Origin of the sequence: Nonomuraea phyllanthi (genome assembly GCF_006334985.2) — a bacterium.
Lineage (GTDB): Bacteria > Actinomycetota > Actinomycetes > Streptosporangiales > Streptosporangiaceae > Nonomuraea > Nonomuraea phyllanthi.
This window is the reverse complement of sequence record NZ_VDLX02000027.1, coordinates 109,686-132,468: the sequence shown is the minus strand read 5'-3', so window position 1 is coordinate 132,468 and position 22,783 is coordinate 109,686. Positions and strand designations below refer to the sequence as shown.

The following is a 22,783-nucleotide window of genomic DNA, read 5'->3' as shown; positions in this document are numbered from 1 at the left end:
GTTACGGCGGTTATGGCGGGAAGGAAACACCCGGTTACATTCCGAACCCGGAAGTTAAGCTTCTCTGCGCCGATGGTACTGCACTCGGGAGGGTGTGGGAGAGTAGGTCACCGCCGGACAATCTTTGAAAAGGGCCCTACGCGGGAACGCGTAGGGCCCTTTTTTGCGTTCCGGGAGTTTTTCTGAGGGCGGCGGCCCAGGGAGGCGGACGGCACATACGTAGTGCCGACCCGGCCCCGCTGGGCAGCAGCGCGCTCGTTACTTGGGCAGGACCAGGAGGGCGTCGCCGACGGCGCGTTCGGCGCCGTCCGAAGGATGGTTGACGACCTTCTTGCCGACCACCATCGCCGTGGAGCCGCCCCCGTCCAGGTTGATGGCCTGCTTCGCCCCCAGCCACCGCATGAACTGGGCCGCCTCGTGGAAGTTGGCTCCCACCGTCTCGCCGGGCTTGCGGCCGTCGATGGTGGCGAGGATGAGGCTGCCGTTGCCGGTGACGCCGAGCAGGGTGCGCGGGTGGCGGCGGAGGATCATGTTCATGGAGTCGTGGCCGTCCCGCTTGGCGGTGATCTTCACCTTGCCGTTGCGTACGAGGCCGACGCCGCCCGAGATCACGTTCAGGTCCGGGGTCAGCTTGAGAGCCCTGTCGGTACGCAGGTCCACGACCTTCGTGTCGACCCGTACCGTCCAGTCCTGGAAGACGTGCTCGAACAGCCACTCGGCGGCCAGGCCGTTGCCGTGCAGCACCCGCGTGCCGGCGGCCACCGCGGCGCCCGACTCGCGCAGGGCGACGACCTTGCCGTTGGCGTCCAGCACGGCGTCCGTCCCGCCGGTGGGCGTCTTGGCTCCGTACTCCTCCGTGTAGAGCACCAGCTCGTCCGTCGCGGCGGCCCGGTTGACGCCGTTGACCTCGGTCCGCTGGCCGTCCTGGGAGGTCGCGGTCACGGCCGTCTCCAGCTCGGTGATGCGGGCGGTGCGGCCCTTGAGCACGACGGCCGTGCGGCCGGGGACGGCCTCGCTGAGCAGCTTGCCGCCCACCACCGACGCTCCGACGGGCTCGCCGCGCAGTGCCTTGGCGGTGTGGATGTTGAAGAAGCCGCCGTTCACCCCGACCAGCGCGTGGCGCGCCTTGGCCATCGATGAGACGGTCTCCCGCTTGGCCACGCTGGTGCCGAGCGAGGCCACGTACGAGCCGCGGAACGTCTTGGCGTCGATCATCACGACCTTGACGTCCCAGGGGCCCGTCGTCTTGAGGCCGTCGTCGCCGAGGTAGTCGACCTTGACCTTCAGCCCGGCGTCCTTGAGCGTGTCGGCCGTCTTCTCGGCCTTCTTCTTGTCCTTGAGGGACCAGAGGCCGACCCTGACCATGTACACGGTCTGGGAGGGGGCGTCGGCGACGCTGGGCCGGATCACCTTCTGCACGCTCGGGGTCTCCCCGGCCGCCTCCACCTCGGCCGCCCTGGCCTCGGCGGTCGCCTGCTTGCCGTAGTCGCGGCCGCTGGGCATCAGCACCGTCACCGTGTAGCCGTCGGTCGATGTGCCGGCCTTCACGTCGTACAGGTCGATGCCCTGCGTGACGGCGATCGCCTTCTTGGTCGGCACCTGCCCGGTGCCCAGCGGGAACTTGGCCGACGGGAACCTCACCGACGCCTGCTCCGCGACGGCGGGCAGGGCGGTGAGAGGGAGCGCGGCAGCCATGGCCAAGCCGCCGGCGAGGGTTCGTCGAGACATGAATTCTCCAGAGGGCGGAAAAGGGACCGCACCATCCTGGCTAGATCAAGGTCCACAGGGCAGGAGAACGCGCGAAATCGGCGGAAGTGGTTACAAGATTGACACCGCGTTCGGATACCATTCATGTATGAAGCGCATCTGCATGTGGTGGCGGCCGACAGACGGCCGCTGATTTCCCCATGCACGGGCCGTCTCCGAGACGGCCCCCGATGCGAGCGGGTTCTCTCCGAGACGGCATGACCTCAAGGAGAGACCGAATGAACCACGTCGTCCTCACCGGTGACCGCCCGACCGGCCCCCTGCATCTCGGCCACTACTTCGGCTCGCTGGCCAATCGGGTCAGGCTGCAGGACACGTACGAGATGTACGTGCTGATTGCCGACTACCAGGTCATCACCGACCGCGACCTGCCCGGCAGCATCCAGCGCAACATCACCGAGCTGCTGCTCGACTACCTCGCGGTCGGCATCGACCCGGCCAAGGTGATCGTCTTCCAGCACAGCGCGATCCCCGAGCTGAACCAGCTGCTGCTGCCGTTCCTCAGCCTCGTGTCGGTGGCCGAGCTAAGCCGCAACCCCACCGTCAAGGACGAGATCGCGCACAGCTCGCAGCAGGCGGTCAGCGGACTGATGTACACCTATCCGGTGCACCAGGCGGCCGACATCCTGTTCTGCAAGGGCACGCTGGTGCCGGTCGGCCGGGACCAGCTCCCGCACGTGGAGGTGACGCGGCTGGTGGCGCGCCGCTTCAACGAGCGGTACGGCGAGGTGTTCCCGCTGCCCGAAGCCATGATGGGGGAGCAGCCGCTGCTCAAGGGGCTCGACGGCGGGAAGATGAGCAAGAGCCGCGGCAACGCGATCGCCCTGTCGGCCACCGAGGACGAGACGGCGGCCCTCATCCGCAAGGCCCGCACCGACTCCGAACGGCTGATCACCTTCGACGAGACGAACCGCCCGGAGGTGGCGAACCTCCTCACGCTGGCCGGCCTCTGCCTGGGCCGCGCGCCGCGGGACATCGCGGACGAGATCGGGTACGGCGGCGCCGCCGCCCTCAAGCGGCTGGTCACGGAGGCGGTGAACGAGTTCCTGCGGCCGATCAGGAAGCGCCGTGCCGAGCACACCGAGGGTGACGTGCGGCGGATCCTGGCCGAGGGGAACGAGCGGGCCAGGGAGCGGGCGGTGATCACACTGGGCGAGGTACGGGACGCGATGGGCTTCTGATCGGCGACGTTCACGGGGTGGCGGCGGGTTGTTCCGGGTGGCGGACCTGGTAGACCTTCCGCAGCGTCTCGTGCACGATCCACGTGGTCCTGGCGCCCTCGGCGAGCAGGCACACGTCACCGGGCCCGACCTCGATGGTGGTGCCGCCCTCGACGGCGATCGTCGCCCTGCCCGACAGCACGACGAAGAGCTTGTCCGTCTCCACGTCCGTGACGACACCCGGTGTGAGCTCCCGGATGCCCCGGCCGCCGCCCAGCTCCAGCGACGAGGCGGCCGGGTCACCCGCCACGATCTGCTCGGGTTCGAGGTCGTCGGGGGTCAGCCGTACGTCGTGGACGGGGACGGCGAACGCGCCGGCGGTGGCGAGCATGCGGCTGAGGTCTGGCGGGTCGGGCATCAGCACATCAGACATATCGCCCATTCCAGCACATCTCACGGCCTCCGGCGGCCCCGAGCCCTGAACGGCTAGCGGGGCTCGCGGCGGAATGACTCCAGGGCCAGCAGTGCCACGTGGAGCGACATGCACGACTCGACGTCGTCCAGGTCGGTGTCCAGGATGCGTTCGAGGCGGCGCAGCCGGTCGTAGAAGGCCGGCCTGGACAGGTGGGCCTTCTGCGCGGCGACCGCCTTGTTGCGTCCCGCGTCGAGGTAGATGCGCAGGATCCGGGCCAGGTCGCCGCCCCGCTGCGCGTCGTGCGCCAGCAGCGGCCCCAGCTCCCGCTCCGCGAACGTCTGCAGCCGGGCGTCGTCGCGCAGCAGGTGCAGCAGCCCGCGCAGGCGCAGGTCGGGCAGCCGGTAGAAGGCCCGGCCGTCGGGCTGGCGTACGGCCACGTCGGCCACCTGCTCGGCTTCGAGGAAGCTGCGCCGTACGTCCCTGATGGACTCCACCACCGAGCCGGCGGCCAGCACGAACGACGACCCCGACCGCCACAGCGCGCGCAGCCGTTCGGAGAGCGCGCTCAGCGCGGGCTCGGCGTGGCTGCGCGGCGGGAGGGGCAGCAGGACCCCGACCCGTTCCTGGTCGAGCGCGCCGACCAGGGCGGGCAGGCGGGCGTCGCGGCAGGCGGCGGCGGTGGCCTCGGCCAGCTCGCCGAGCTGCGCCTGGCCGTCGAGCGCCTGGTCGACGGGGTCGGTGGGCCTGATGACCACGCTGACCAGTTTGCGACCGGTGAGCGGTACGCCGACCGCACGGGCGCGGGCGGCGGCCTCGTCGGGGTCGGAATAGGCGTGGGTCAGGATGCCCGTGATGATCGTGCCGTGCGCCTGGCGTTCGAGCGACTCCTGGTGGCGTTCGAGCAGGCGGCCCAGGGCGAGGGTGGTGGCGGCCCGCTCGGCCAGCACCAGGTCGCGCGGCGACGGCGGCGAGTCGCAGATGAGGATCAGCCGCCCCCAGTCCTGCCCGCGCGCCCCCACCGTGGTCACCAGCCACCCGGAGGCGGGGTCGAACGCGGTCCGCTCGGCCGGGGCCACCGCCCGCGACCTGGTCTCCCAGCCGGCCAGCAGGGCTCCGGCGTCGCGCCCGGCCGACTCGCAGGCCAGCACCTGGTGCGCGAGGTTCTCCAGCAGCACGGGCCGGTTGGAGAGCCTGGCCACCTGCGCCAGCACCTCGGCGGGCGACGCGCCCTCGACCGACAGCTCGGTGAAGACCTCGTGAAGCTGGTCGGAGGCGCGCAGCTCCTCCAGCTGGATGTCGATGATCCGGGCGTGCACCGACTCGGTGATCTGCACGAACGGCGTCTCGCGGGTCAGCACGATGACCGGCAGGCCGTGCTCCTCGGCCGACTTGACCACGGCGCGCGGCAGCTCGCGCACGAACCTGCGGCCCAGCTCCACGATCAGCCCGGACGCCCCGACCGAGGACAGCTCGCCGATGTAGTCGGCGAGCTTCTCCGGGTCGTCGGGAAGCGCCACGCCCGTGGTGAGCACCAGCTCGCCGCCCCGCAGCAGGTGCGCGATGTCGGCGATCTCGCCGACGTGCACCCACCGCACCTTGGTGTCCAGCCGGTCGGCGCCCGCGACCACGCGCGGGCTGCCCCGGCGCACGGTCTCAAGGGCGAGGACGTCGGCGATGGTGGGCAGCACGGGGCAGAGCCTAGCCGATCAGCCTGTAAAAGCGACCATATGCCAATTTACAGCTTGTCATGTATTGAGGTCCTCCTCCCGGTACTCCTGCTGAGGCCGGCGCACCCTCAGCTCCACCCGCCGGATCTTGCCGGAGATGGTCTTGGGCAGCTCGTCGAACTCCAGCCGCCGTACCCGCTTGTAGGGGGCGAGCTCCCTGCGGCAGTGCTCGAAGATCGACCGCGCGGTCGCCTCGTCCGGCGCGAACCCGGGCGCGAGCGTCACATAAGCCTTCGGTACGGCCAGGCGTACGGGATCGGGGGCGGGCACCACCGCCGCCTCGGCCACGGCCGCGTGCTCCAGCAGCACGCTCTCCAGCTCGAACGGCGAGATGCGGTAGTCGGAGGCCTTGAAGACGTCGTCGGTCCTGCCGACGTAGGTGATGTAGCCGTCCTCGTCGCGGGTGGCGACGTCGCCGGTGTGGTAGTAGCCGTCGCGCATCGCGTCACTAGATCCACCGACATATCCGGACATGAGGCCGAGGGGGCGGCGGTCGTCCAGGGGCAGGCAGATCTCGCCGTCGCGGCCCGGCTCGCCGGTGACCGGGTCGATGAGCACGACGTCGTAACCGGGCAGCGGACGCCCCATCGATCCGGGCTTGACCGGCTCGTCCGGCGCGTTGCCGATCTGCGCGGTGGTCTCGGTCTGCCCGTACCCGTCCCTGATCGTGATGCCCCACGCCTTGGCGACCTGGTCGATGATCTCCGGGTTCAGCGGCTCGCCGGCCGCCACCGCCGTACGCAGGGGCAGCCGCCACGCCGCCAGGTCCTCCTGGATGAGCATGCGCCAGACGGTCGGAGGCGCGCAGAACGTGGTGACCCGCTCGTCCCGCAGCACCTCCAGCAGCGCGGGGGCCGAGAAGCGCCGGTAGTCGTGGATCAGCACGGTGGCGCCCGCGTTCCAGGGGGCGAACACGTTGCTCCAGGCGTGCTTGGCCCACCCGGGCGAGGACACGTTGAGATGCACGTCGCCGGGCCGGAGCCCGATCCAGAACATCGTCGACAGGTGCCCGGCCGGATAGGAGGCGTGGGTGTGCTCGACCAGCTTGGGCTGCGAGGTCGTGCCCGAGGTGAAGTAGAGCAGCAGCGTGTCACCGGCCCGCGTCGGCGCGTCGGGGACGAAGCGCTCGCTCGCCTCGTACGCCTCGTGGTACGGCAGCCAGCCGTACGCGTCACCCACGGCGATCTTCGTGTACTCGCCGGGCCCGAACTTCCCCGCGTCGTCGGAGCCGGCGATCACATGGGAGACCCCGCCCCGCTCGATGCGCTCGGCGATGTCCTTGGTCGTCAGCAGCGTCGTGGCCGGGATGATGACAGCGCCCAGCTTCATCGCGGCCAGCAGCGACTCCCACAGCTCGGCCTGGTTGCCCAGCATGAGCAGGATCCGGTCGCCCCTGCGCACGCCCTGCCGGTGCAGCCAGTTCGCGACCTGGTTGGACCGGGCGGACAATTCGGCGAAGGTGTAGCGCGCTTCGCTCTCTCCCACGATCTTGAGCGCCACGGCGTCGGGCGTCTCGGCGGCCAGCACCCCGTCGAACCAGTCGAGCGCCCAGTTGAACTCCGCCGTCTCCGGCCAGCGGAAGTCACGTCGGGCGGTGTCGGGATCGGCGTGGAGGAGGAAGTCACGGGCGGCACGGAAATCGCTCATGCCCGGATCCTGCTACTTCCCCGCTCCCCGCTCAAGGCCGCGGGTGCCTCTCCATCCCCGTCATGCCGTCGTGAGCCGCCGCTCAAGCCCGTCCAGCATCGAGACCAGGCCGAAGTCGAAGCAGAGCTCCCGCACGACACGCGGATCGTCGTATCTGTCCATGTCGATGCTCGCCAGCATCTCGGGGTAGCGGGCGGCGGCCTTGCGGACCAGGTCGCGCATCGCCTCGGGGTCGTAGTCGTCGCCGCTCGTCGCGGTGTCCCAGGCGATCTCCGGGATGGTCATGCCGAACACGAAGGCGGTGAGCGTGGAGCCGGCGAAGTCGATCTCCGTACCGCGGAACCCGGCCAGCTTGAACATGCGGCGCATCCGGTCGGCGACGTGCATGGCGTGCGGGCCGAGCGCCGGCATCCGGCCGACGATGTCGGCCGACCACGGGTGGCGCAGCATCACCTGGCGCATGCTGTGGGCCAGCACCGCGGCCGAGTCGCGCCAGCCCACCTCATCGGGGTCGGGGACGCTCATCTCCGCCCACACCTGGTCGTACGCCAGCTCCAGCAGCTCGTCCTTGTTGGCGACGTACCAGTAGAGGCTGGTCGCGCCCGCGCTCAGCTTCGCGCCCAGCTTGCGCATGCTCAGCCCGTTGAGGCCCTCCGCGTCGAGCAGTTCGACGGTGGCGCTGACGATCTCGTCGCGGCTGCGCCCGGGGCTCGCGGCCTTGCGGGGCTCGCGGAGCCACACGGAGGTGAACTGCTTGCTGGTCATCCTCTTAGGATAAAACCACTCGCACACTGTACGAGTGATGTCGTACGGTGTGCGAGTGGACTCGAACGCTGTACGAGACCCCCGTCGCTGGTGGATTCTCGTCGTACTCTGCTTGGCGCTGCTGGTGCTTGTCGTGGACAACACCGTGCTCAACCTCGCCATCCCCTCCCTGAACAAGGAGATGGGCGCGACCCCGTCGGACATCCAGTGGATCATCGACGCCTACGTGCTGGCCTACGCCGGACTCCTGCTCACCTCGGGCAGCCTGTCCGACAAGTACGGCCGGCGCAGGTTCCTGATCATCGGCCTGGCGTTCTTCGGCGGCGCGTCGCTGGTGGCCGTGCTCGTCTCCGAGCCCTGGCAGCTCATCGCCGCCCGCGCTCTCATGGGCATCGGCGGCTCCCTCGTCATGCCCTCCACGCTCTCGATCCTGATGACCGTCTTCGACGAGGCGGAGCGGCGCAAGGCGATGGCGGCCTGGAGCGCGGTCGCCCTGGTCGGCATGGTCTCGGGCCCCACGATCGGCGGCTTCATGCTGGAGCACTACTGGTGGGGCTCGGTCTTCCTGCTGAACATCCCGATCGCCGCCATCGCCATCGTGGCCGCCCTCGTCCTCATGCCCGAGAGCCGTAGCGGCGGCCGGAAGATCGACCCGGTGGGCGTGGTGCTCTCCACGGTGGGGCTGACGGCCGGCGTGTACGTCATCATCGAGCGCGAGTGGAACGTGATCGGCATCGCCCTCGCGGTCGTCGCCCTGGGCGCGTTCGTGGTCTGGGAGCGCAGGCAGGCCCAGCCGATGCTGCCGCTGCACCTGTTCGCCAACCGCAACTTCAGCGGCGCGTCGTTCTCGATCCTGCTGATGGCCTTCGGTGCGGGCGCCGTGATGCTGATGCTGACCCAGTACCTGCAGTTCGTGCTGGGGTACGGCGAGATGCAGGCCGGCCTCGCCATGCTGCCCTACGCCGTGGCCGCCGCGATCTTCAACGGCGTGGGCGCCGGGCTGGGCAAGCGGGTCGGCAACCGGGCGCTGGTGGGCGCGGGGCTGATGGTCATGGCCTGCGGGTTCGTCGTCATGGCCCTGACCACCGGCTTCCTCCCGCTCGCCACCGGGCTGGTGATCATGGGGATGGGCGCCGGGCTGGCCGGGCCGTCCGCGTACTCCTCGCTCATGGGCGCCATCCCCATGGAGCACGCCGGCGTGGGCTCGGCGCTCAACGACACCGTGCAGCAGGTCGGCATGGCGCTGAGCATCGCGGTCCTCGGCAGCGTGCTGGCCGGCCGGTACACCTCGCAGATGCCGGCCGACCTGCCCGCCGTCGCCAGGGAGTCGATCGGCGGCGCGCACCTGGCGGGCTTCTCCGAGGCGGCCAACCAGGCGTTCACCTCCGCCATGCACCTGGGCTCGTGGGTGGGGGCCGCGTTCTGCGTGGCCGCCGCGCTGCTCGCCCTGTCCGTGCTGCGCCCGGCCCCCACCCCGCGGGCCCCCGAGCCGGCGGCCGTCTGACGCGCCGGCGGCGCCGTTCCCGTGCCCGGGTGCTCAGCGGACACGGGGCTCACGCATCGTCTCCAGGCTGTCCAGCTTGTGCGTACGCTCGTCGTGGCCGATCTGCCGGAGCAGGTCGGCCACCGAGCGGTAGCGGCCGTACTCCGCGGCGTACGTGCCGGGGTCGGGCACGAAGTCCAGGTCCGGGTTCTCGGCCACGAACGTCATGTACTCGTGCTCGGCGTGATCCTCGAACTCCGCGTTCAGCCGGTAGCTCCAGTCCGGCCGGACCAGGAACAGCACCCACGACACGTGGTAGTAGAAGAACGCGATCAGCCACGGCGCGACCCGGTGCAGCAGCCAGTTCTGGCGCTGCCCGGCGCGCTGCACGAGGTCCTGCAGGATCAGCAGGTGCCACTGCTCGTTGTCCTGGTCGGCCCGCGCCTCCACGATGCGCTCGTACACCCTCCTGGCCAGCGCCGAGCGGCCCCTGTGCCGGTGCATGGCCCAGTAGCCCATCCGCTCCCACGCCTGGTACGGCACGCGGGCGATGATTTCGAGCATGGCGAACTTCGTGTACGAGCCCTTCGCGCCGTACATGACGTCCACCGGCTTGAACATCATCTTGGCCAGCAGGCTGTAGTCCATGCGCGGGGTGGCCAGGGTGTCGTCCTGCGCCTTGCGGAGCTGCGCGCGGTCGAGCTTGGGCGGGCCGGAGGGCGCCTCGGGGCGGCGGTCCACGGTGATGGTCATCTCGGTCTCTCCTTCGCGTTTCGGGATGCTCCGATGGTGGCCGGCCGAGGCGGCCCGGGGCGTCGCCCGCCAGTGGTCATTCGCGATGCCTCCGGGGACGTACCGGCCGGGAGCGGAGTACGCCTCCAGGCGGACGGGCGATCCCCTAGGGGACGGGACGCGGTAGTTTGCAGGGTGTAAAGGATTTTTCTGGCAGGCCGACAGCTTGTAGGTCAGGTCGGCGACCACGAAAAGGGATACTCGGTAGCATGTCGGAGCTTCTCGCGCGCCACCGGGCAGTGATGCCGAACTGGATGGCACTCAACTACAACGACCCCATAGAGATCGTCAGCGGTAAGGGCAACCGGGTCATCGACGCCGACGGCAAGAGCTACCTGGACTTCTTCGCCGGCATCCTGACCAACATGATCGGCTACGACATCCCCGAGGTGCGTGACGCCGTCGAGCGCCAGCTGGCCACCGGGGTGGTGCACACCAGCACCGTCTACCTGCTGCGCGGCCAGATCGAGCTCGCCGAGAAGATCGCACGGCTCTCCGGCATCCCGAACGCGAAGGTGTTCTTCACCAACTCCGGCACCGAGGCCAACGAGACGGCCCTGCTGCTCGCGACGTACGCGCGCAAGACCGACCAGGTGCTCGCCATGCGGCAGAGCTACCACGGGCGCAGCTTCGGCACGATCGGCATCACCGCCAACCGGGCCTGGAAGAACAACTCGCTCTCCCCGCTCAACGCGCACTTCCTGCACGGCACCGACCGGCACCTCATCCAGTTCAAGGGCATGTCGGACGCCGACTACATCCAGGCGTGCGTCGACGACCTGCGCCACGTGCTCGCCACCGCGGTCTCCGACGACGTGGCGGCGCTGATCGCCGAGCCGATCCAGGGCGTGGGCGGGTTCACGATGGCCCCCGACGGGCTGTTCGCCGCGTACAAGGAGGTGCTGGACGAGCAGGGCATCCTGTTCATCTCGGACGAGGTCCAGACCGGCTGGGGCCGTACCGGCAGCGCGTTCTTCGGCATCCAGAACCACGGCGTGACGCCCGACATGATGACGTTCGCCAAGGGGCTCGGCAACGGGTTCGCCGTCGGCGGCGTGGTGGCGCGCGGCGACCTCATGGACGGGCCGCACGCGGTCGGCCTGTCCACCTTCGGCGGCAACCCGATCTCCATGGCCGCCGCCAACGCCACCCTCGACTACGTGCTCGACCACGACCTGCAGGCCAACGCCGCGCGTACCGGTGACATCATCATCCGCGGCCTCCAGGAGGCCGCCGGGCGGCTGTCCGTGGTCAAGGCCGTGCGCGGCAAGGGGCTGATGTTCGCCGTCGAGCTGGAGAGCCCCGCGCAGGCCGGCCGGTTCATGGAGGAGACCAAGAAGGCGGGGCTGCTGGCGGGCAAGGGCGGCCTGTACGGCAACGCCATCCGCATGGCCCCGCCCCTCACCCTCACGGTGGACGAGGCCGTCGAGGGCCTCGGCATCATCGTCACCGCCCTGGAAACCATCGACGCGGAGGCAGCAGCTCAGTGAAGTCGGTCACGCATTGGATCAACGGCGCGCTCGTGGACGGCGCCTCGGGCCGTACCGCGGAGATCTTCAACCCCGCGACCGGCGAGGTCAGCGGGCACGTCGCGCTGGCGTCGGCGGCCGAGGTGGACGCGGCCGTCGCCGCGGCCGTCGCCGCCTTCCCCGCCTGGCGGGACGCGTCGCTGGTCAAGCGGACGCGGGTGCTGTTCAAGTTCCGGGAGCTGATGGAGGCGCACCGCGACGAGCTGGCCGCGCTGATCTCCTCCGAGCACGGCAAGGTCCACTCCGACGCGCTGGGCGAGGTGGCCCGCGGCATCGAGGTCGTGGAGTTCGCCTGCGGGATCCCGCACCTGCTCAAGGGCGGGTTCTCCGAAGGCGTCTCGACGCGGGTGGACACCTACTCGATCCGGCAGCCGCTGGGGGTGGTGGCGGGGATCACGCCGTTCAACTTCCCGGCGATGGTGCCGATGTGGATGTTCCCGATCGCGATCGCGTGCGGGAACGCCTTCGTGCTCAAGCCGTCGGAGCGGGACCCGTCGGCGTCGCTGCTGATGGCCCGGCTGTGGAAGGAGGCGGGGCTGCCCGACGGCGTGTTCAGCGTCGTGCAGGGCGACAAGGTGGCCGTCGACCGGCTGCTGGAGCACCCGGACGTGCGCGGGGTGTCGTTCGTCGGGTCCACCCCGATCGCCCGGTACGTCTACGAGACCGGCACGGCGCGGGGCAAGCGGGTGCAGGCCCTGGGCGGCGCCAAGAACCACATGCTGGTGCTGCCGGACGCCGACCTCGACCTGGTGGCGGACGCCGCTGTGTCGGCCGGGTTCGGGTCGGCGGGGGAGCGGTGCATGGCGATCTCCGTCGTGCTGGCCGTGGACCCGATCGGTGACGAGCTGGTGCAGAAGATCGTCGAACGCGTCGACGGGCTGGTGGTCGGTCCCGGCGACGACCCGGCCTCGCAGATGGGCCCGCTGGTGACCGGCGCGCATCGCGACAAGGTGGCCTCCTACCTGGACCTGGGGGTCGAGGAAGGGGCCAAGCTCGTCGTGGACGGCCGGGAGAAGGCCGTGCGGGGCGGGGGTGCGGGCGGGTTCTGGCTGGGCCCGACGGTGCTGGACCACGTGCCGGTGGGCTCGCGTACGCACACCGAGGAGATCTTCGGGCCGGTGCTGTCGATCGTGCGCGTGTCGTCGTACGAGGAGGGGCTGAAGGTCATCAACGACGGCGAGTACGGCAACGGCACCGCGATCTTCACCAACGACGGCGGGGCGGCCCGGCGCTTCCAGAACGAGGTCGAGGTCGGCATGATCGGCGTCAACGTGCCGATCCCGGTGCCGATGGCCTTCTACAGCTTCGGCGGGTGGAAGGCGTCGCTGTTCGGCGACACGCACGTGCACGGGACCGAAGGGGTGCACTTCTACACCCGGGGCAAGGTCGTCACCTCCCGCTGGCTCGACCCCTCCCACGGTGGCTTGAACCTGGGCTTCCCCACCAACAAGTAGCGCCGCGTCGCCCCAGCGGCGGGCCGTCTCAGTGGCGGGGCGCCGCTGCGGTGGGCTTTCTCAGCTGCGGGTGGTCTTGGCGGCGGGTGGCCTCAGCGGCGGGTGGCCTCGAGTGCGAGCCACAGCTCGGCTCGCACTCCGGGGTCGTCGAGGTCGCGGTTCAGCAGCTCGGTGACGCGCCGCATGCGGTAGCGCAGGGTGTGGCGGTGCACGCCGAGCCGCTGCGCCGCCGCGTCCCAGTGGCCGTTGCTGTCGAGGTACGCGCGCAGCGACTCGACCAGGTCGGCCTTGGATCCGTACGCGGTGAGGGGGGCCAGCAGCGCGGCGGCGAACGTCTGGACGGCGGCCTGGTCGAGCAGCCCGAGCAAGCCCTGCCCGGCCAGCTCCCCGAACCGCACGACGTTCCCCCGCCCCCGGCCCCCCGCGCCACTCCGGACGCCTGCTCCCGCGCCATCCCGCCCGGCCGGTCGCATGCCGCTCCGCTCGGCCGCGCCACCTCGGCCGGCCATGCCCGTGCCACCTCGGCCGGCCGCGCTTGCGGTGCCTCGGCCGGGGCCGGTCGGGCCTGTGCCGGCCGTGCTCGTCGCGCCGGTCGGCGTGCCGAAGCCGGGGCCCGGCGGTGGCGACCAGCCGTTCCTGGCGGCGTCCAGGGCGCGCAGTGCCTGGTCCAGCGCACCGTACAGGGCTTCCGGGGCGTAGCCGCACGGCAGGCTGACACCCACCGGGCCGTCCGCCTCCAGCGCCGTCGCCTCCGCCGTGGCGTCGGACACGAGCGCGATGGTCACCGGGCCCGCAGCCCGTCCGGCGGAGGGGGAACCTGTCCTCCGCCCGGCGGGCAGCGTGTCTCCCGCTGCCTCGGAGGACGTACGAGCCGCTTCCGCTCCCCAGACGGTCGTACGGTCGCGTGCCGCCCGGAAGCCGGCGTCGCCCTGGTCGTCGAGCAGCACCGCGAACGCGTGCGGCTCCAGCGCCTCCAACGCGTCCGCGTCCGCGGCCAGCACCGCCAGCGGCTCCTCGGGGAGCCGCCTGCCGAGCCGCCCCAGCACCGCGCGCCCCCGCTCCTCGGCACCGGTGAGCAGCAGCTCCAGTACGGCGGAGCGGATCCGCCGCCCGGCTTCCTGGTGGGTTCTGCCCTGCTCCATGGCGAGGGTGAGCAGGGAGCCGGCGGCGTTGATCACGGTGTGGGTGACCGGCGAGAACGGCTCCCCTGCCCCGACGGCGAAGAACCCGCGCGGCCGGGCCCCGCCACCCAGCGGCTGCACCACGATGTGCTCCCCGGGGGCGGACAACGCCAGGCTGGCAGGGAACGGCCCACCACCACCCAGGCGCCCGGCAGCCCGAGCGGCCCGCGCATCCCGAGCGGCACCCAGGTCCCGAGGGGCACCCAGATTTCGAGGGCCGGCACCCAGGTCCCGAGGGGCAGCGGGGTCTCCAGGCGCGAGCCCGCCCTGAGCGACTCCGGGGTCCTGACCGGCGCTGGGGTCCCGGGCGGTGCCGGGGCTCTGAGCGGTGCCGGGGTCTCGGGCGGTGCCGGGGTCTCGAGCGGTGCCGGGGTCCCTGCTGGCGGCGGCGTCATGAGTGGCGCCGAGGTCCTGAGCGGTGCCGGAGTCACGGCCGGCAGCGGCGTCCTGAGCGGCGCTGCCGGTGCTCTGAGTGGGGCCGGAGCGGTGGGTGGCGTTCCCGTTCATGCGGGCGATGTGCCCCGCGTCGCGGCCGCCGCCTCCGGGTCCCGGAGGTGTGACGCCGCCGGTCCCGTCGCGGACAGGGTGTTCGGTGCGCTGGCGGTCACCGACCCCGTACTCGGTCGGGCCGGGCTCCATGGGGTGGTCCGGGTCGGGGAGAGGGCCGGGCTTCCGGCCGAGGCCGTTCTCGAAGGGACGGCCGAGCCCCGGGTGGTGGCCCCGCTCCAGATGTCGGTTCCACTCCGCACGCTGGTCCGGTCCGGGGAGGTGGTTCTGGCCGGTAGCAGGGTGGCCCGGCTCCGGGCGACAGGCCGTGTCCGTCTGGTTGGTCGGCTCCGTCTGGTTGGTCGGCCCTGTCAGGTTGGTCGGCTCTGTCAAGCCGGTCGGCTCTGGAGGACTGCTCGGTCCCGGGACATGAGTCGGTTCCGGGCGGTGGCCGGTGCGGAAGTGGGTGAGTTCCGCGAGGACGGCGTCCGTGTTCGCGCCAGGGGTCGCGTGCCGGACCTCGCCGCACTCGTCCAGCAGCGCCGCCCACCCGCCGACCTCCTTGGCGAGCCGGTCGATGACCGCGTGCATGCCTTCGGGCCGGAGCGCCGCCCGCGTCAGGCGGCCCTGGGCGGCGAAGGCGCGCGTGATCTCCTCGTACTGCTCCGCCGCCAGCAGCTCGCTGACCGCCTTGCCGATCGCGATGAACGGCGTCTCGCGCGGCACCTCGAACAGCGGCAGCCCGGCCTCGTCGGCGGCGGTGACCAGGGCGGGAGGGATCTCCTCGTGCGAGACGCCCACGCCGAAGCCGAGCCCGGCGACGCCGCGGGCCACGAGGCGGGCGACATAGGGGGACTGGTCGCCTTCCATGCGCAGGCCGGTGGTGAGCAGGAGCTCGCCGCCCTCCAGGTACGGTGTGGGGTCCGCGAGCTCGCTGACCGCCACCCAGCGCACCACCGCGTCCAGCCCGTCGCCGCCGGTGCGCCTCGCGGCCTTAGCCGGTCCCGAGTCCGGCGGCGCAGAGCCGTGGCGGGGCGTCGGGTGGCCGGGGAGGCCGGCCACCGGCCGGAGGGCCATGCGGCGGACCACGGTCCGGAGAGAAGGCGGCATGCGAGTTTGTCCATTCTGGCAAAGACGCTCCTTCTAGTGTGACATATCGACGTATCGGCGCAGGTGGGAGGCCGCCATAGCGTCGAGCCATGACCATTCCCCAGGAGCGGCGCGTCGTGACCGCGATCCCAGGTCCCAAGTCGCAGGAGTTGCTGGCTCGCAAGCTGGCCGCCGTCCCGCCCGGGATCGGCACCACGCTGCCGGTCTTCGTCACCCGGGCCGGGGGTGGCGTGCTGGAGGACGCCGACGGGAACTCGCTGATCGACTTCGGCTCCGGCATCGCCGTCACGAGCGTGGGCAACGCCGCCCCCAAGGTCGTCGAACGCGTCCAGAAGCAGGTCGCCGACTTCACCCACACCTGTTTCATGGTCACCCCGTACGAGTCGTACGTCCGGGTCTGCGAGAAGCTCAACGAGCTGACCCCGGGCGACCATGAGAAGCGCACGTTCCTGGTGAACTCGGGCGCCGAGGCCGTGGAGAACGCGGTCAAGATCGCCAGGCACGCCACCGGCAGGCCGGCCGTCGTCGTGTTCGACCACGGCTACCACGGCCGCACGCTGCTCACGATGACGCTGACCGCCAAGAACATGCCGTACAAGCACCGGTTCGGCCCGTTCGCTCCGGAGGTGTACCGGGTGCCGCTGGCGTACCCGTTCCGCTGGCCGACCGGTCCCGAGAACTGCGCCGAGGAGGCCGCGGCGCAGGCCATCGACATGATCACCAAGCAGATCGGCGCCGAGAACGTGGCCGCCGTGGTGATCGAGCCGATCGCGGGCGAGGGCGGGTTCATCGTGCCCGCCAGGGGCTTCCTGCCGCGGATCGCGGAGTTCTGCCGGGCCAACGGCATCGTGTTCGTGGCCGACGAGGTGCAGACCGGCTTCGCCCGTACGGGGAACCTGTTCGCCTGCGAGGACGAGGGCGTCGTCCCCGACCTCATCACCACCGCCAAGGGCATCGCGGGCGGGCTGCCGCTGGCGGCCGTGACCGGACGGGCGGAGATCATGGACAGGGTACACGCCGGCGGCCTGGGCGGCACGTACGGCGGCAATCCCCTGGCCTGCGAGGCGGCACTCGGCGTGCTGGAGACCATCGAGGAGGAGGACCTCGTCGCCAGGGCCCGCCGCATCGGCGAGATCATGCTGCCCCGGCTCAAGGCGCTCCAGGAGCGCTTCGGCGTGATCGGCGACGTGCGCGGCAGGGGCGCGATGATCGCGATCGAGCTGGTCGAGCCGGGCACCAAGGAGCCGAACCCCACCGCCGTGCAGGAGGTGGTCAAGCGCTGTCACGCCGAGGGCCTGCTGGTCCTGACGGCCGGTACGTACGGCAACGTCCTGCGCTTCCTGCCCCCGCTCGTCATCCCCGAGCACCTGCTGGAGGAGGGCCTCGGCATTCTGGAGAAGGCGGTCGCCGAACTCTAGTAGAAAACCCCATCAATCGGGCATCCGGCTTGCGGCTGGATGCCCGATTTTGTGGTGTAAGTGGCGTCACTCGGGTAGAGAATTCACCCTGACTTGACGCTCAGCTGGACGCTCACGGCCTCGGTCAGAGTTATAACGGTTGCGACATACGGATGGGCGATGGCTGCAGGAAGCGTGATGAACTGGAGTCCGACCAGAACGGCGCGGAGTGTGTTGACGTTCGACCCTGAAGGCCTGACCTGGGCCCAGCGCGACGGCGACGCCTGCGTCGTCTGCCACAAGAAGTGGCCCCGCCCGCGCGTGCGCGTGGGCCGGCTGCCCGACGAATCAGCGGTTCTGGCGTGCGGCGACTGCGCCGAGGCGCTGGTGCCGGCACCGAAGGCCACGGTGGTGGCCTTCCCGTCCCGCTGATCGCGACGGACGGCGATGCGAGACGCCCCGGGACGGGGGGAAGGCCCGGGGCGTCCCTACAGGCCGCGCCCAGCGGGGGAACTCGGGCGCGCCCGCGCTACTTGGCCAGGCTCTGCCACCTTTCGGTCCAAGCCTTGTAATCAGTGCATTCCCCGTCATCTGCGCGGCAATCCCCGGGCGGCCGCACGGCGAAGGACACCCGGTCGAGCCGCTTGCCCCGCCCGTACGTGTCGCACATCAGCTTGGCCCGCCCCTTGCACGCCTTGGCGTTGGCCGGCGCCAGCCCCGCCCACGCGGCGGCGTCGCGCTGCACGCCGGCCGCGGTCATCCAGTTGAGCCAGCGGTAGGCGCAGGTGGTGTCGGGGACGTTCGCCCCGAGCATCCAGGAGTCCAGCCATCCGGTGGTCCTGTGCGTCTTGAGCGCCTTGACCGGCTTCCCGGCCTTCTGCAAAAGCAGGCGATAGTACGGCGTGGCCTGGGCGTAGTCGAGCGACCCCGTGGCGAACCCCTGCACCAGGTCGATCGGGTTGCGCCAGTAGGTGCGGTCCTTGTGCTCCTCCAGCAGCGCCATCGCCTGGTCGAGCTGCTCCTCGGTCAGCTCGAACGGCTCCTTCACCGACTTGTCGGCCAGCGCGGCGTCGGCGATCGTCAGCGGGGAGTCCCTGAGCGCCACCCGGCCGGACGCGAACGCCTGCCGCAGGTCGCCCTTCACCTGGGAGGAGTCGTAGACGAACTCGTGGTACCCCCACAGGTACGGCACGCCGTACACCTTGCCCGACACGGTGACCATGTCGCGGAAGCGATCGTCGATGTCGTCGTAGCCGCTCACCTTGGCCGGGTCGACGGGCTGCACGCGCTTGCCCTCGATCAGCTGGGCGGCCAGCACGGGGCCGGCGGAGATCACGTCATAAGCCTGGCTGTTGACCCTGGAGGCCATGTCCTCCGCGGTCTGCACGGTGTCGAGCTTGGCGACCCGGCAGCCGGTCTCCTTCTCGAACGAGCCCACCCAGTTGACCTTGGGGCTGACGCCGCCGTACTCGGCGTAGCCGCGGTAGGTGAGGATCTGCAGCGTGCCGTCGCTCTGGGTCGCGCTGGGCGTGGGCGTCGGGGTGCGGGACGACGTGGGCGTCGGGGCCGGCCGGGCCGCGCCCATGCCGGCGACCAGTGCCGATGCGGCCAGCGCCAGGGCGCAAGCACGACGACGATCCACGATGTCCCCCTTGGTCCCCTCGTCCGTGTGCTGGAGCATACCGGGGACAGGGACGTCTACTCCTGCTTGTCCACCATGTAGCAGCGGATGACGGCCGTCGTGACCGCCTCGTACGTGCTCCCGTCGCGCAGGTGACCGGCACGTTCCAGGCTGATCGCGCCCTGGGCGGCCGCCCACAGCGCGTCCGCGACCTTGCGTGGCTGGGTCGGGACCAGGTAGCCGGCCGAGATGCAGTCGGAGATCACCCGGTCGAGGATGTTGAGCGCCGCGCGGGCCAGCGTCCTCGCGCGCTCGCTCGGCTCGAAGCCGGGGATCGCCCGCTCGAACATCAGGCTGTAGTAGCCCGGCTCGGACAGGCACGCCTGCCGGTACGCGGGGCCGAGCGCGGTCAGGTGCTCGTACGCGCTGCGCCGCGCCGGAACCGACTCCAGAAACCGGCGGATCCGCTCGAACCCCTCCAGGTAGAGCGCCTCCGCCAGGCCCTCCCTGTTGCCGAACATGGTGTAGATCACGGTCGTCGTGCAGCCCGCCTCGGCGGCGATCCGCCGCATGGTCAGGCTGTCGGGACCGTCGCTGTCGAGGAGGTTGACCGCCACGTCGAGGAGCCGCGAGCGCAGCTCGTCGTGGCTGGCGCGCTCGCCCCGGAGGTAGGCGCCCTGCAGCCCCAGCGGCGCGGAGGTCATGCGACCTCCTCTGTCGCCAAGGAGCTCAGCGTCCTTGTGACCTCACGTTGTTCGGTCACGGGGCCCACGCCTTTCTGCTCGGGGGCCCGCCGCGCTGGAGACCCGCACACGATGACTTAGCCATGGCGGAGATCGCTCAAACCACCCCGCATGGTAAACATCCCGAATTGGGTCTACTTCTGTTACATCATGGGTAGACCACGGAGGTTGTACTTAACGGTGAGCCCTCATGGGAGTCTTGTGCACCGTGGTGTAAATCCCCCAGCTCCCGGTTGGCATAACGTCATGTGTATGGACGTGCGTACCTTCTGGCTCGCCGGCCGCGCCGCGACCGGGGACTCCCAACTCACTGTGACCAACCCCCACGACGGCCGCGCGGCCGGGCGGCATTCGGTTCCGACAGAAGCCCAGGTGGAGGAGGCCGTCGCGGCCGCCCACGAGGTGGCCCGCGAGGCCGCGGCGCTGCCCGTGCACGTGCGTGCCGAGGCGCTGGCCCACGTGTCGCGCCGCATCGCGGAGCGGGCCGACGAGCTCGCCCGCCTCATCACCGCCGAGAACGGCAAGCCCATCCTCTGGGCGCGCGGCGAGGTCGCCCGCGCCGTCGCCACGTTCCGCTTCGCCGCCGAGGAGACCCGCCGCTGGTCCGGCGAGGTGCAGCGGCTCGACACCGAGCCCGCCGCGGCCGGCCGGCTGGCGTACGTCTCCCGCGTCCCCTACGGGCCCGTGCTGGCGATCACCCCGTTCAACTTCCCGCTGAACCTGGTCGCCCACAAGGTCGCGCCCGCCATCGCCGTCGGCGCCCCCGTCATCGTCAAGCCCGCCCCCGCCACGCCGCTCTCCTCGCTCGTGCTCGGCGAGATCCTGGCGGAGACCGACCTGCCCGCGGGCATGTTCTCGGTGCTGCCGGTCCCGAACGAGCGCGCCTCGGCGCTGGTCCAGGACCCGCGCCTGCCCGTGGTGTCGTTCACCGGCTCCGCGCCGGTCGGCTACGCCATCGCCGACCAGGTGCCGCGCAAGCACGTGACGCTGGAGTTGGGCGGCAACGCGGCGGCCGTGGTGCTCGCCGACGCCGACCTCGACTGGGCGGCGCAGCGCATCGCCCTCTACTCCAACTACCAGGCCGGCCAGAGCTGCATCGCCGTGCAGCGGGTGATCGTCGAGCAGCCCGTCCACGACGCCTTCCTCGAACGCCTGCTGCCCGCCGTCGCGGCCCTCGTCACCGGCGACCCGGCGGACGAGAAGACCCAGGTCGGCCCGCTGGTCTCGGAGGCCGCCGCGGAGCGGGTGGAGCAGTGGGTCGGCGACGCGGTCGCCGCGGGCGCCCGCGTGCTGGCGGGCGGCACCCGCGAGGGCGCCACGATCGCGCCGACCGTGCTCGCCGACGTCCCGCACGACGCCAAGGTGGCGTGCGAGGAGGTCTTCGGCCCCGTCATGATCGTCCAGACGGCCGCCTCGATCGACGAGGCGTACGCGATGGTCAACGACTCGAAGTACGGGCTCCAGGCCGGGGTGTTCACCCGCTCGCTCGACTCCGCCTTCCGTGCGAACCGGGAGCTGGAGGTGGGCGGCGTCATCGTCGGCGACGTGCCCTCGTACCGGGCCGACCAGATGCCGTACGGCGGGGTGAAGGACTCCGGGATCGGGCGCGAGGGGCTGCGCTCGGCGATGGAGGACTACACGTACGAGAAGGTCATGGTGCTGACCGGTCTGGCGCTGTGAGCCCGGGCGGCGGGCCGGGAGCCGCCCGGGGACGCCGGGCGCGCGCCTAGTGCGGTGACCGCACACGTTCAGCGGGTCGGGTGATTACGCGACATGAGTAGCTGATCGTCCCCAGCAGCCCTGCAACGGGTGACCTCGGGGTCAAGAAGCACAAAGGCATGCCAATCGGCGAATGTCGGCGCGGATCGACCGCCGCAGCAACCATCTCAGCGCCGGCTCCAGCAACTTCTCAGAGGTCACGCGCGGGGTGACGCACACGTGGAAGGTGAAGCGGCACCGCTCCTCGCCGAGCGGCTCGACCAGCCTGCCGCCCTCGGCGTCGATCCCCGAGGTGGTGCGCCAGGCAAACGAACGACCCGGCTCCACCTGGATGACCTCGCCGCCGTTGCGATAGGTCCGGCCCGCGAACCGCATCACCTCAGCAGTCGTCGTGCCCACCCGGACGATGCCTTCGGGTCGCGGCGCCATCGTCTTGACGCCCTTCCGCCAGCGTGGATCCTGGCCGTAGTCGGCGACGATCGCCCACACCAGCGCGGCTGGGCAGGCGATTTCCCCGTCCTCCTGAAGCTCGATCATCCGGCAATGCTAGAAGGCCGGTCGAGCCACAACTGAACCCGGTGAACGTTTGCGGTCACCGCACTAGGCGCGCTCGGCCGAGGCGAACAGGGCCTTGGCGGCGTCGCCCAGGTACGGGCCGTACATCGTGCCCTGGTCGTCGCTGTACTTGAAGCTACTCAGCGACGTGATCGTGCCCTTGCCGGTGGCCGGGTCGAACCCGGTCATCCACGGGCCGCCGCTCGAACCCGCCGTCATGTCGCAGCTCAGGCCCTGGTCGCGGCTCTGCCCGTACGGGTCCGCCCGGAGCCGTCCCGCGCAGTAGACCAGGTGGCCGCCGTCGTACGGCGGGTCGGCGGGGTAGCCGAAGCCGAACGCCTGGCCGCCGCGGGCCGCGTTGAAGGCGATCTCCTGCGTGCCCACCACGTCGGCCACGTGCCTGCCGCCCGAGGTGGCGAGCGCCACCATGCCCACGTCGTAGTTGTCGTCGCCGCCGCGTGACCACGGCCCTGCGACGAACATGCGGCGCGCCGCGAACTGCCCGTACGGCTGCTCGCCGCCCGTCCCGTAGCCGGGGACGAACGTCCAGTTGGCCGCCCACTCGCCGGCGCCGTCCTTGACGCAGTGGCCGGCGGTGACCACGACGTCCCTGTTCCCGCTCTTGACCGTGCTGGCCGAGCAGACGAAGTCGGCCCCCGCCATGGTCAGGAAGACCCGGCCCGTGGTCCTGGCCACGGCGCCGCCCGTGCTCCAGCGCGAGCCCGCCGTGCTGGTCAGCGGCCGCGCGGCCGCCTGCCGCCGCACACCCGGGACGAGCCCGGCCTTCGGGACGAGCCGCGCCTCCGGGGCCGTCCCCACGGAGGGAGCCGGCCGCGCGTCGGGAGCGGACCGCTCGTCGGGGTGGGGCCGCGCGGGCGGGGCCGGCCGCGCGCCCGGGGCGGGGCGTACGGCCGGGGCGGCCGCTGGGCCCGCGTGCCCGGTCAGGCCGCTCAGCAGGCCGGCGCCGTCCGTCACGAGGTCGAGCAGGCCGATCGGCAGCGCCCCGGCCATGCGCTCAGGCGTCCAGTAGTCGAGCACGCGCCGCTGCTCGGCGGTGGTGCGGGCGGCGACGTGCTCGACTATCTCGGCGCGCACGGCCCGAGGGGCGGGCGGGTCGGCCTGCTGCCGGCCGGGGGCCGCGCCGAGGAGGGCGGGCCCGATCAGCCCCGCCAGGAGCGGGGCGGCCGCAAGCAGGGGGGTGCTCAAGGTCATGCCCCCCGAGTGTGCACCAC

The 22,783-nt window shown here is 71.2% G+C and carries 18 protein-coding genes and 1 rRNA gene; 8 read left to right on the top strand and 11 right to left on the bottom strand.

Going from position 1 to position 22,783, the window contains the following annotated elements; all coding sequences use genetic code 11:
• Positions 1–2 precede the first annotated feature (2 nt).
• A 5S ribosomal RNA gene (rrf, locus tag FH608_RS45835) occupies positions 3–119 on the top strand.
• Positions 120–258: 139 nt separating this feature from the next.
• Here rrf and FH608_RS45830 read toward each other — a convergent pair.
• A complete protein-coding gene (locus FH608_RS45830; RefSeq protein WP_139637470.1) occupies positions 259–1,728 on the bottom strand; it encodes a phosphodiester glycosidase family protein in 1,470 nt (489 codons plus the stop codon).
• Positions 1,729–1,985: 257 nt separating this feature from the next.
• Between FH608_RS45830 and trpS the strand changes: the two genes are divergently transcribed.
• The gene (gene trpS, locus FH608_RS45825; protein WP_193319007.1) at positions 1,986–2,948 is read left to right on the top strand and encodes a tryptophan--tRNA ligase; all 963 of its coding nucleotides are present in this window, start codon (positions 1,986–1,988) and stop codon (positions 2,946–2,948) included.
• Between the two features lie 10 nt (positions 2,949–2,958).
• Here the strand turns inward: trpS and FH608_RS45820 are convergent, their stop codons facing one another.
• From FH608_RS45820 to FH608_RS45805, 4 genes are read right to left on the bottom strand one after another with little or no spacing between them, the layout of a single operon-like run.
• A complete protein-coding gene (locus FH608_RS45820) occupies positions 2,959–3,360 on the bottom strand; it encodes a cupin domain-containing protein (RefSeq protein ID WP_139637468.1) in 402 nt (133 codons plus the stop codon).
• Positions 3,361–3,413: 53 nt separating this feature from the next.
• On the bottom strand, positions 3,414–5,030 hold the full coding sequence (locus FH608_RS45815) for a PucR family transcriptional regulator (protein WP_139637467.1): 1,617 nt from the start codon (positions 5,028–5,030) through the stop codon (positions 3,414–3,416).
• Between the two features lie 57 nt (positions 5,031–5,087).
• The gene (locus tag FH608_RS45810) at positions 5,088–6,716 is read right to left on the bottom strand and encodes an AMP-binding protein (protein WP_139637466.1); all 1,629 of its coding nucleotides are present in this window, start codon (positions 6,714–6,716) and stop codon (positions 5,088–5,090) included.
• Between the two features lie 60 nt (positions 6,717–6,776).
• Positions 6,777–7,481 (bottom strand): TetR/AcrR family transcriptional regulator, encoded by a 705-nt coding sequence (locus FH608_RS45805; RefSeq protein WP_139637465.1) that lies wholly within the window; start codon positions 7,479–7,481, stop codon positions 6,777–6,779.
• A gap of 112 nt (positions 7,482–7,593) precedes the next feature.
• On the opposite strand from FH608_RS45805, the gene FH608_RS45800 reads away from it, so the two are divergent.
• Positions 7,594–8,985 (top strand): MFS transporter, encoded by a 1,392-nt coding sequence (locus tag FH608_RS45800; protein WP_264372954.1) that lies wholly within the window; start codon positions 7,594–7,596, stop codon positions 8,983–8,985.
• A 33-nt stretch (positions 8,986–9,018) separates the two neighbouring features.
• Here the strand turns inward: FH608_RS45800 and FH608_RS45795 are convergent, their stop codons facing one another.
• On the bottom strand, positions 9,019–9,717 hold the full coding sequence (locus tag FH608_RS45795) for an alternative oxidase (RefSeq protein WP_139637463.1): 699 nt from the start codon (positions 9,715–9,717) through the stop codon (positions 9,019–9,021).
• A 248-nt stretch (positions 9,718–9,965) separates the two neighbouring features.
• Between FH608_RS45795 and FH608_RS45790 the strand changes: the two genes are divergently transcribed.
• Positions 9,966–11,246: an aspartate aminotransferase family protein gene (locus FH608_RS45790; RefSeq protein WP_139637462.1), complete on the top strand. Its 1,281-nt coding sequence runs from the start codon at positions 9,966–9,968 to the stop codon at positions 11,244–11,246.
• Positions 11,243–12,739 carry a CoA-acylating methylmalonate-semialdehyde dehydrogenase gene (locus FH608_RS45785; protein ID WP_139637461.1) on the top strand — a complete coding sequence of 499 codons (1,497 nt, stop codon included), beginning with the start codon at positions 11,243–11,245 and terminating at the stop codon, positions 12,737–12,739. The genes FH608_RS45790 and FH608_RS45785 overlap by 4 nt, the downstream gene beginning before the upstream one ends.
• Positions 12,740–12,831: 92 nt before the next feature.
• On the opposite strand, the gene FH608_RS53510 is transcribed toward FH608_RS45785, so the two are convergent.
• Positions 12,832–15,516 (bottom strand): PucR family transcriptional regulator, encoded by a 2,685-nt coding sequence (locus FH608_RS53510; protein WP_226900492.1) that lies wholly within the window; start codon positions 15,514–15,516, stop codon positions 12,832–12,834.
• An 89-nt stretch (positions 15,517–15,605) separates the two neighbouring features.
• On the opposite strand from FH608_RS53510, the gene gabT reads away from it, so the two are divergent.
• Positions 15,606–16,934, top strand: a complete 1,329-nt coding sequence (gene gabT, locus FH608_RS45770) for a 4-aminobutyrate--2-oxoglutarate transaminase (protein WP_139637460.1) — start codon at positions 15,606–15,608, stop codon at positions 16,932–16,934.
• A 210-nt stretch (positions 16,935–17,144) separates the two neighbouring features.
• Positions 17,145–17,345, top strand: coding sequence for a hypothetical protein (locus FH608_RS45765; RefSeq protein ID WP_394367748.1), 201 nt, complete (start codon positions 17,145–17,147; stop codon positions 17,343–17,345).
• 97 nt (positions 17,346–17,442) lie between these two features.
• Here FH608_RS45765 and FH608_RS45760 read toward each other — a convergent pair whose 3' ends face one another.
• On the bottom strand, positions 17,443–18,594 hold the full coding sequence (locus tag FH608_RS45760; protein ID WP_139637458.1) for an extracellular solute-binding protein: 1,152 nt from the start codon (positions 18,592–18,594) through the stop codon (positions 17,443–17,445).
• A 17-nt stretch (positions 18,595–18,611) separates the two neighbouring features.
• Positions 18,612–19,238, bottom strand: a complete 627-nt coding sequence (locus tag FH608_RS45755) for a TetR/AcrR family transcriptional regulator (protein WP_139637457.1) — start codon at positions 19,236–19,238, stop codon at positions 18,612–18,614.
• A gap of 291 nt (positions 19,239–19,529) precedes the next feature.
• Here FH608_RS45755 and FH608_RS45750 point away from each other — a divergent pair, with 291 nt between their 5' ends.
• Entirely contained in the window at positions 19,530–20,957 is a 1,428-nt protein-coding gene (locus tag FH608_RS45750; RefSeq protein WP_139637456.1) for an aldehyde dehydrogenase family protein, read from the top strand.
• Between the two features lie 141 nt (positions 20,958–21,098).
• Here the strand turns inward: FH608_RS45750 and FH608_RS45745 are convergent, their stop codons facing one another.
• Together FH608_RS45745 and FH608_RS45740 are read right to left on the bottom strand one after the other, a co-directional pair.
• A complete protein-coding gene (locus FH608_RS45745) occupies positions 21,099–21,533 on the bottom strand; it encodes an SRPBCC family protein (RefSeq protein WP_139637455.1) in 435 nt (144 codons plus the stop codon).
• A 63-nt stretch (positions 21,534–21,596) separates the two neighbouring features.
• On the bottom strand, positions 21,597–22,763 hold the full coding sequence (locus tag FH608_RS45740; RefSeq protein WP_226900491.1) for a trypsin-like serine peptidase: 1,167 nt from the start codon (positions 22,761–22,763) through the stop codon (positions 21,597–21,599).
• Between the last annotated feature and the right edge of the window lie 20 nt (positions 22,764–22,783).

Bases quoted from the DNA above. Each gene is read 5' to 3' on its own strand.
- FH608_RS45795 (WP_139637463.1), bottom strand. From the start codon at position 9,717: ATGACCATCACCGTGGACCGCCGCCCCGAGGCGCCCTCCGGCCCGCCC.
- FH608_RS45750 (WP_139637456.1), top strand. From the start codon at position 19,530: ATGGACGTGCGTACCTTCTGGCTCGCCGGCCGCGCCGCGACCGGGGAC.
- FH608_RS45790 (WP_139637462.1), top strand. From the start codon at position 9,966: ATGTCGGAGCTTCTCGCGCGCCACCGGGCAGTGATGCCGAACTGGATG.
- FH608_RS45830 (WP_139637470.1), bottom strand. From the start codon at position 1,728: ATGTCTCGACGAACCCTCGCCGGCGGCTTGGCCATGGCTGCCGCGCTC.
- FH608_RS53510 (WP_226900492.1), bottom strand. From the start codon at position 15,516: ATGCCGCCTTCTCTCCGGACCGTGGTCCGCCGCATGGCCCTCCGGCCG.
- FH608_RS45740 (WP_226900491.1), bottom strand. From the start codon at position 22,763: ATGACCTTGAGCACCCCCCTGCTTGCGGCCGCCCCGCTCCTGGCGGGG.
- FH608_RS45760 (WP_139637458.1), bottom strand. From the start codon at position 18,594: ATGCTCCAGCACACGGACGAGGGGACCAAGGGGGACATCGTGGATCGT.
- FH608_RS45810 (WP_139637466.1), bottom strand. From the start codon at position 6,716: ATGAGCGATTTCCGTGCCGCCCGTGACTTCCTCCTCCACGCCGATCCC.
- FH608_RS45805 (WP_139637465.1), bottom strand. From the start codon at position 7,481: ATGACCAGCAAGCAGTTCACCTCCGTGTGGCTCCGCGAGCCCCGCAAG.
- FH608_RS45745 (WP_139637455.1), bottom strand. From the start codon at position 21,533: ATGATCGAGCTTCAGGAGGACGGGGAAATCGCCTGCCCAGCCGCGCTG.
- gabT (WP_139637460.1), top strand. From the start codon at position 15,606: ATGACCATTCCCCAGGAGCGGCGCGTCGTGACCGCGATCCCAGGTCCC.
- trpS (WP_193319007.1), top strand. From the start codon at position 1,986: ATGAACCACGTCGTCCTCACCGGTGACCGCCCGACCGGCCCCCTGCAT.
- FH608_RS45755 (WP_139637457.1), bottom strand. From the start codon at position 19,238: ATGACCTCCGCGCCGCTGGGGCTGCAGGGCGCCTACCTCCGGGGCGAG.
- FH608_RS45820 (WP_139637468.1), bottom strand. From the start codon at position 3,360: ATGTCTGATGTGCTGATGCCCGACCCGCCAGACCTCAGCCGCATGCTC.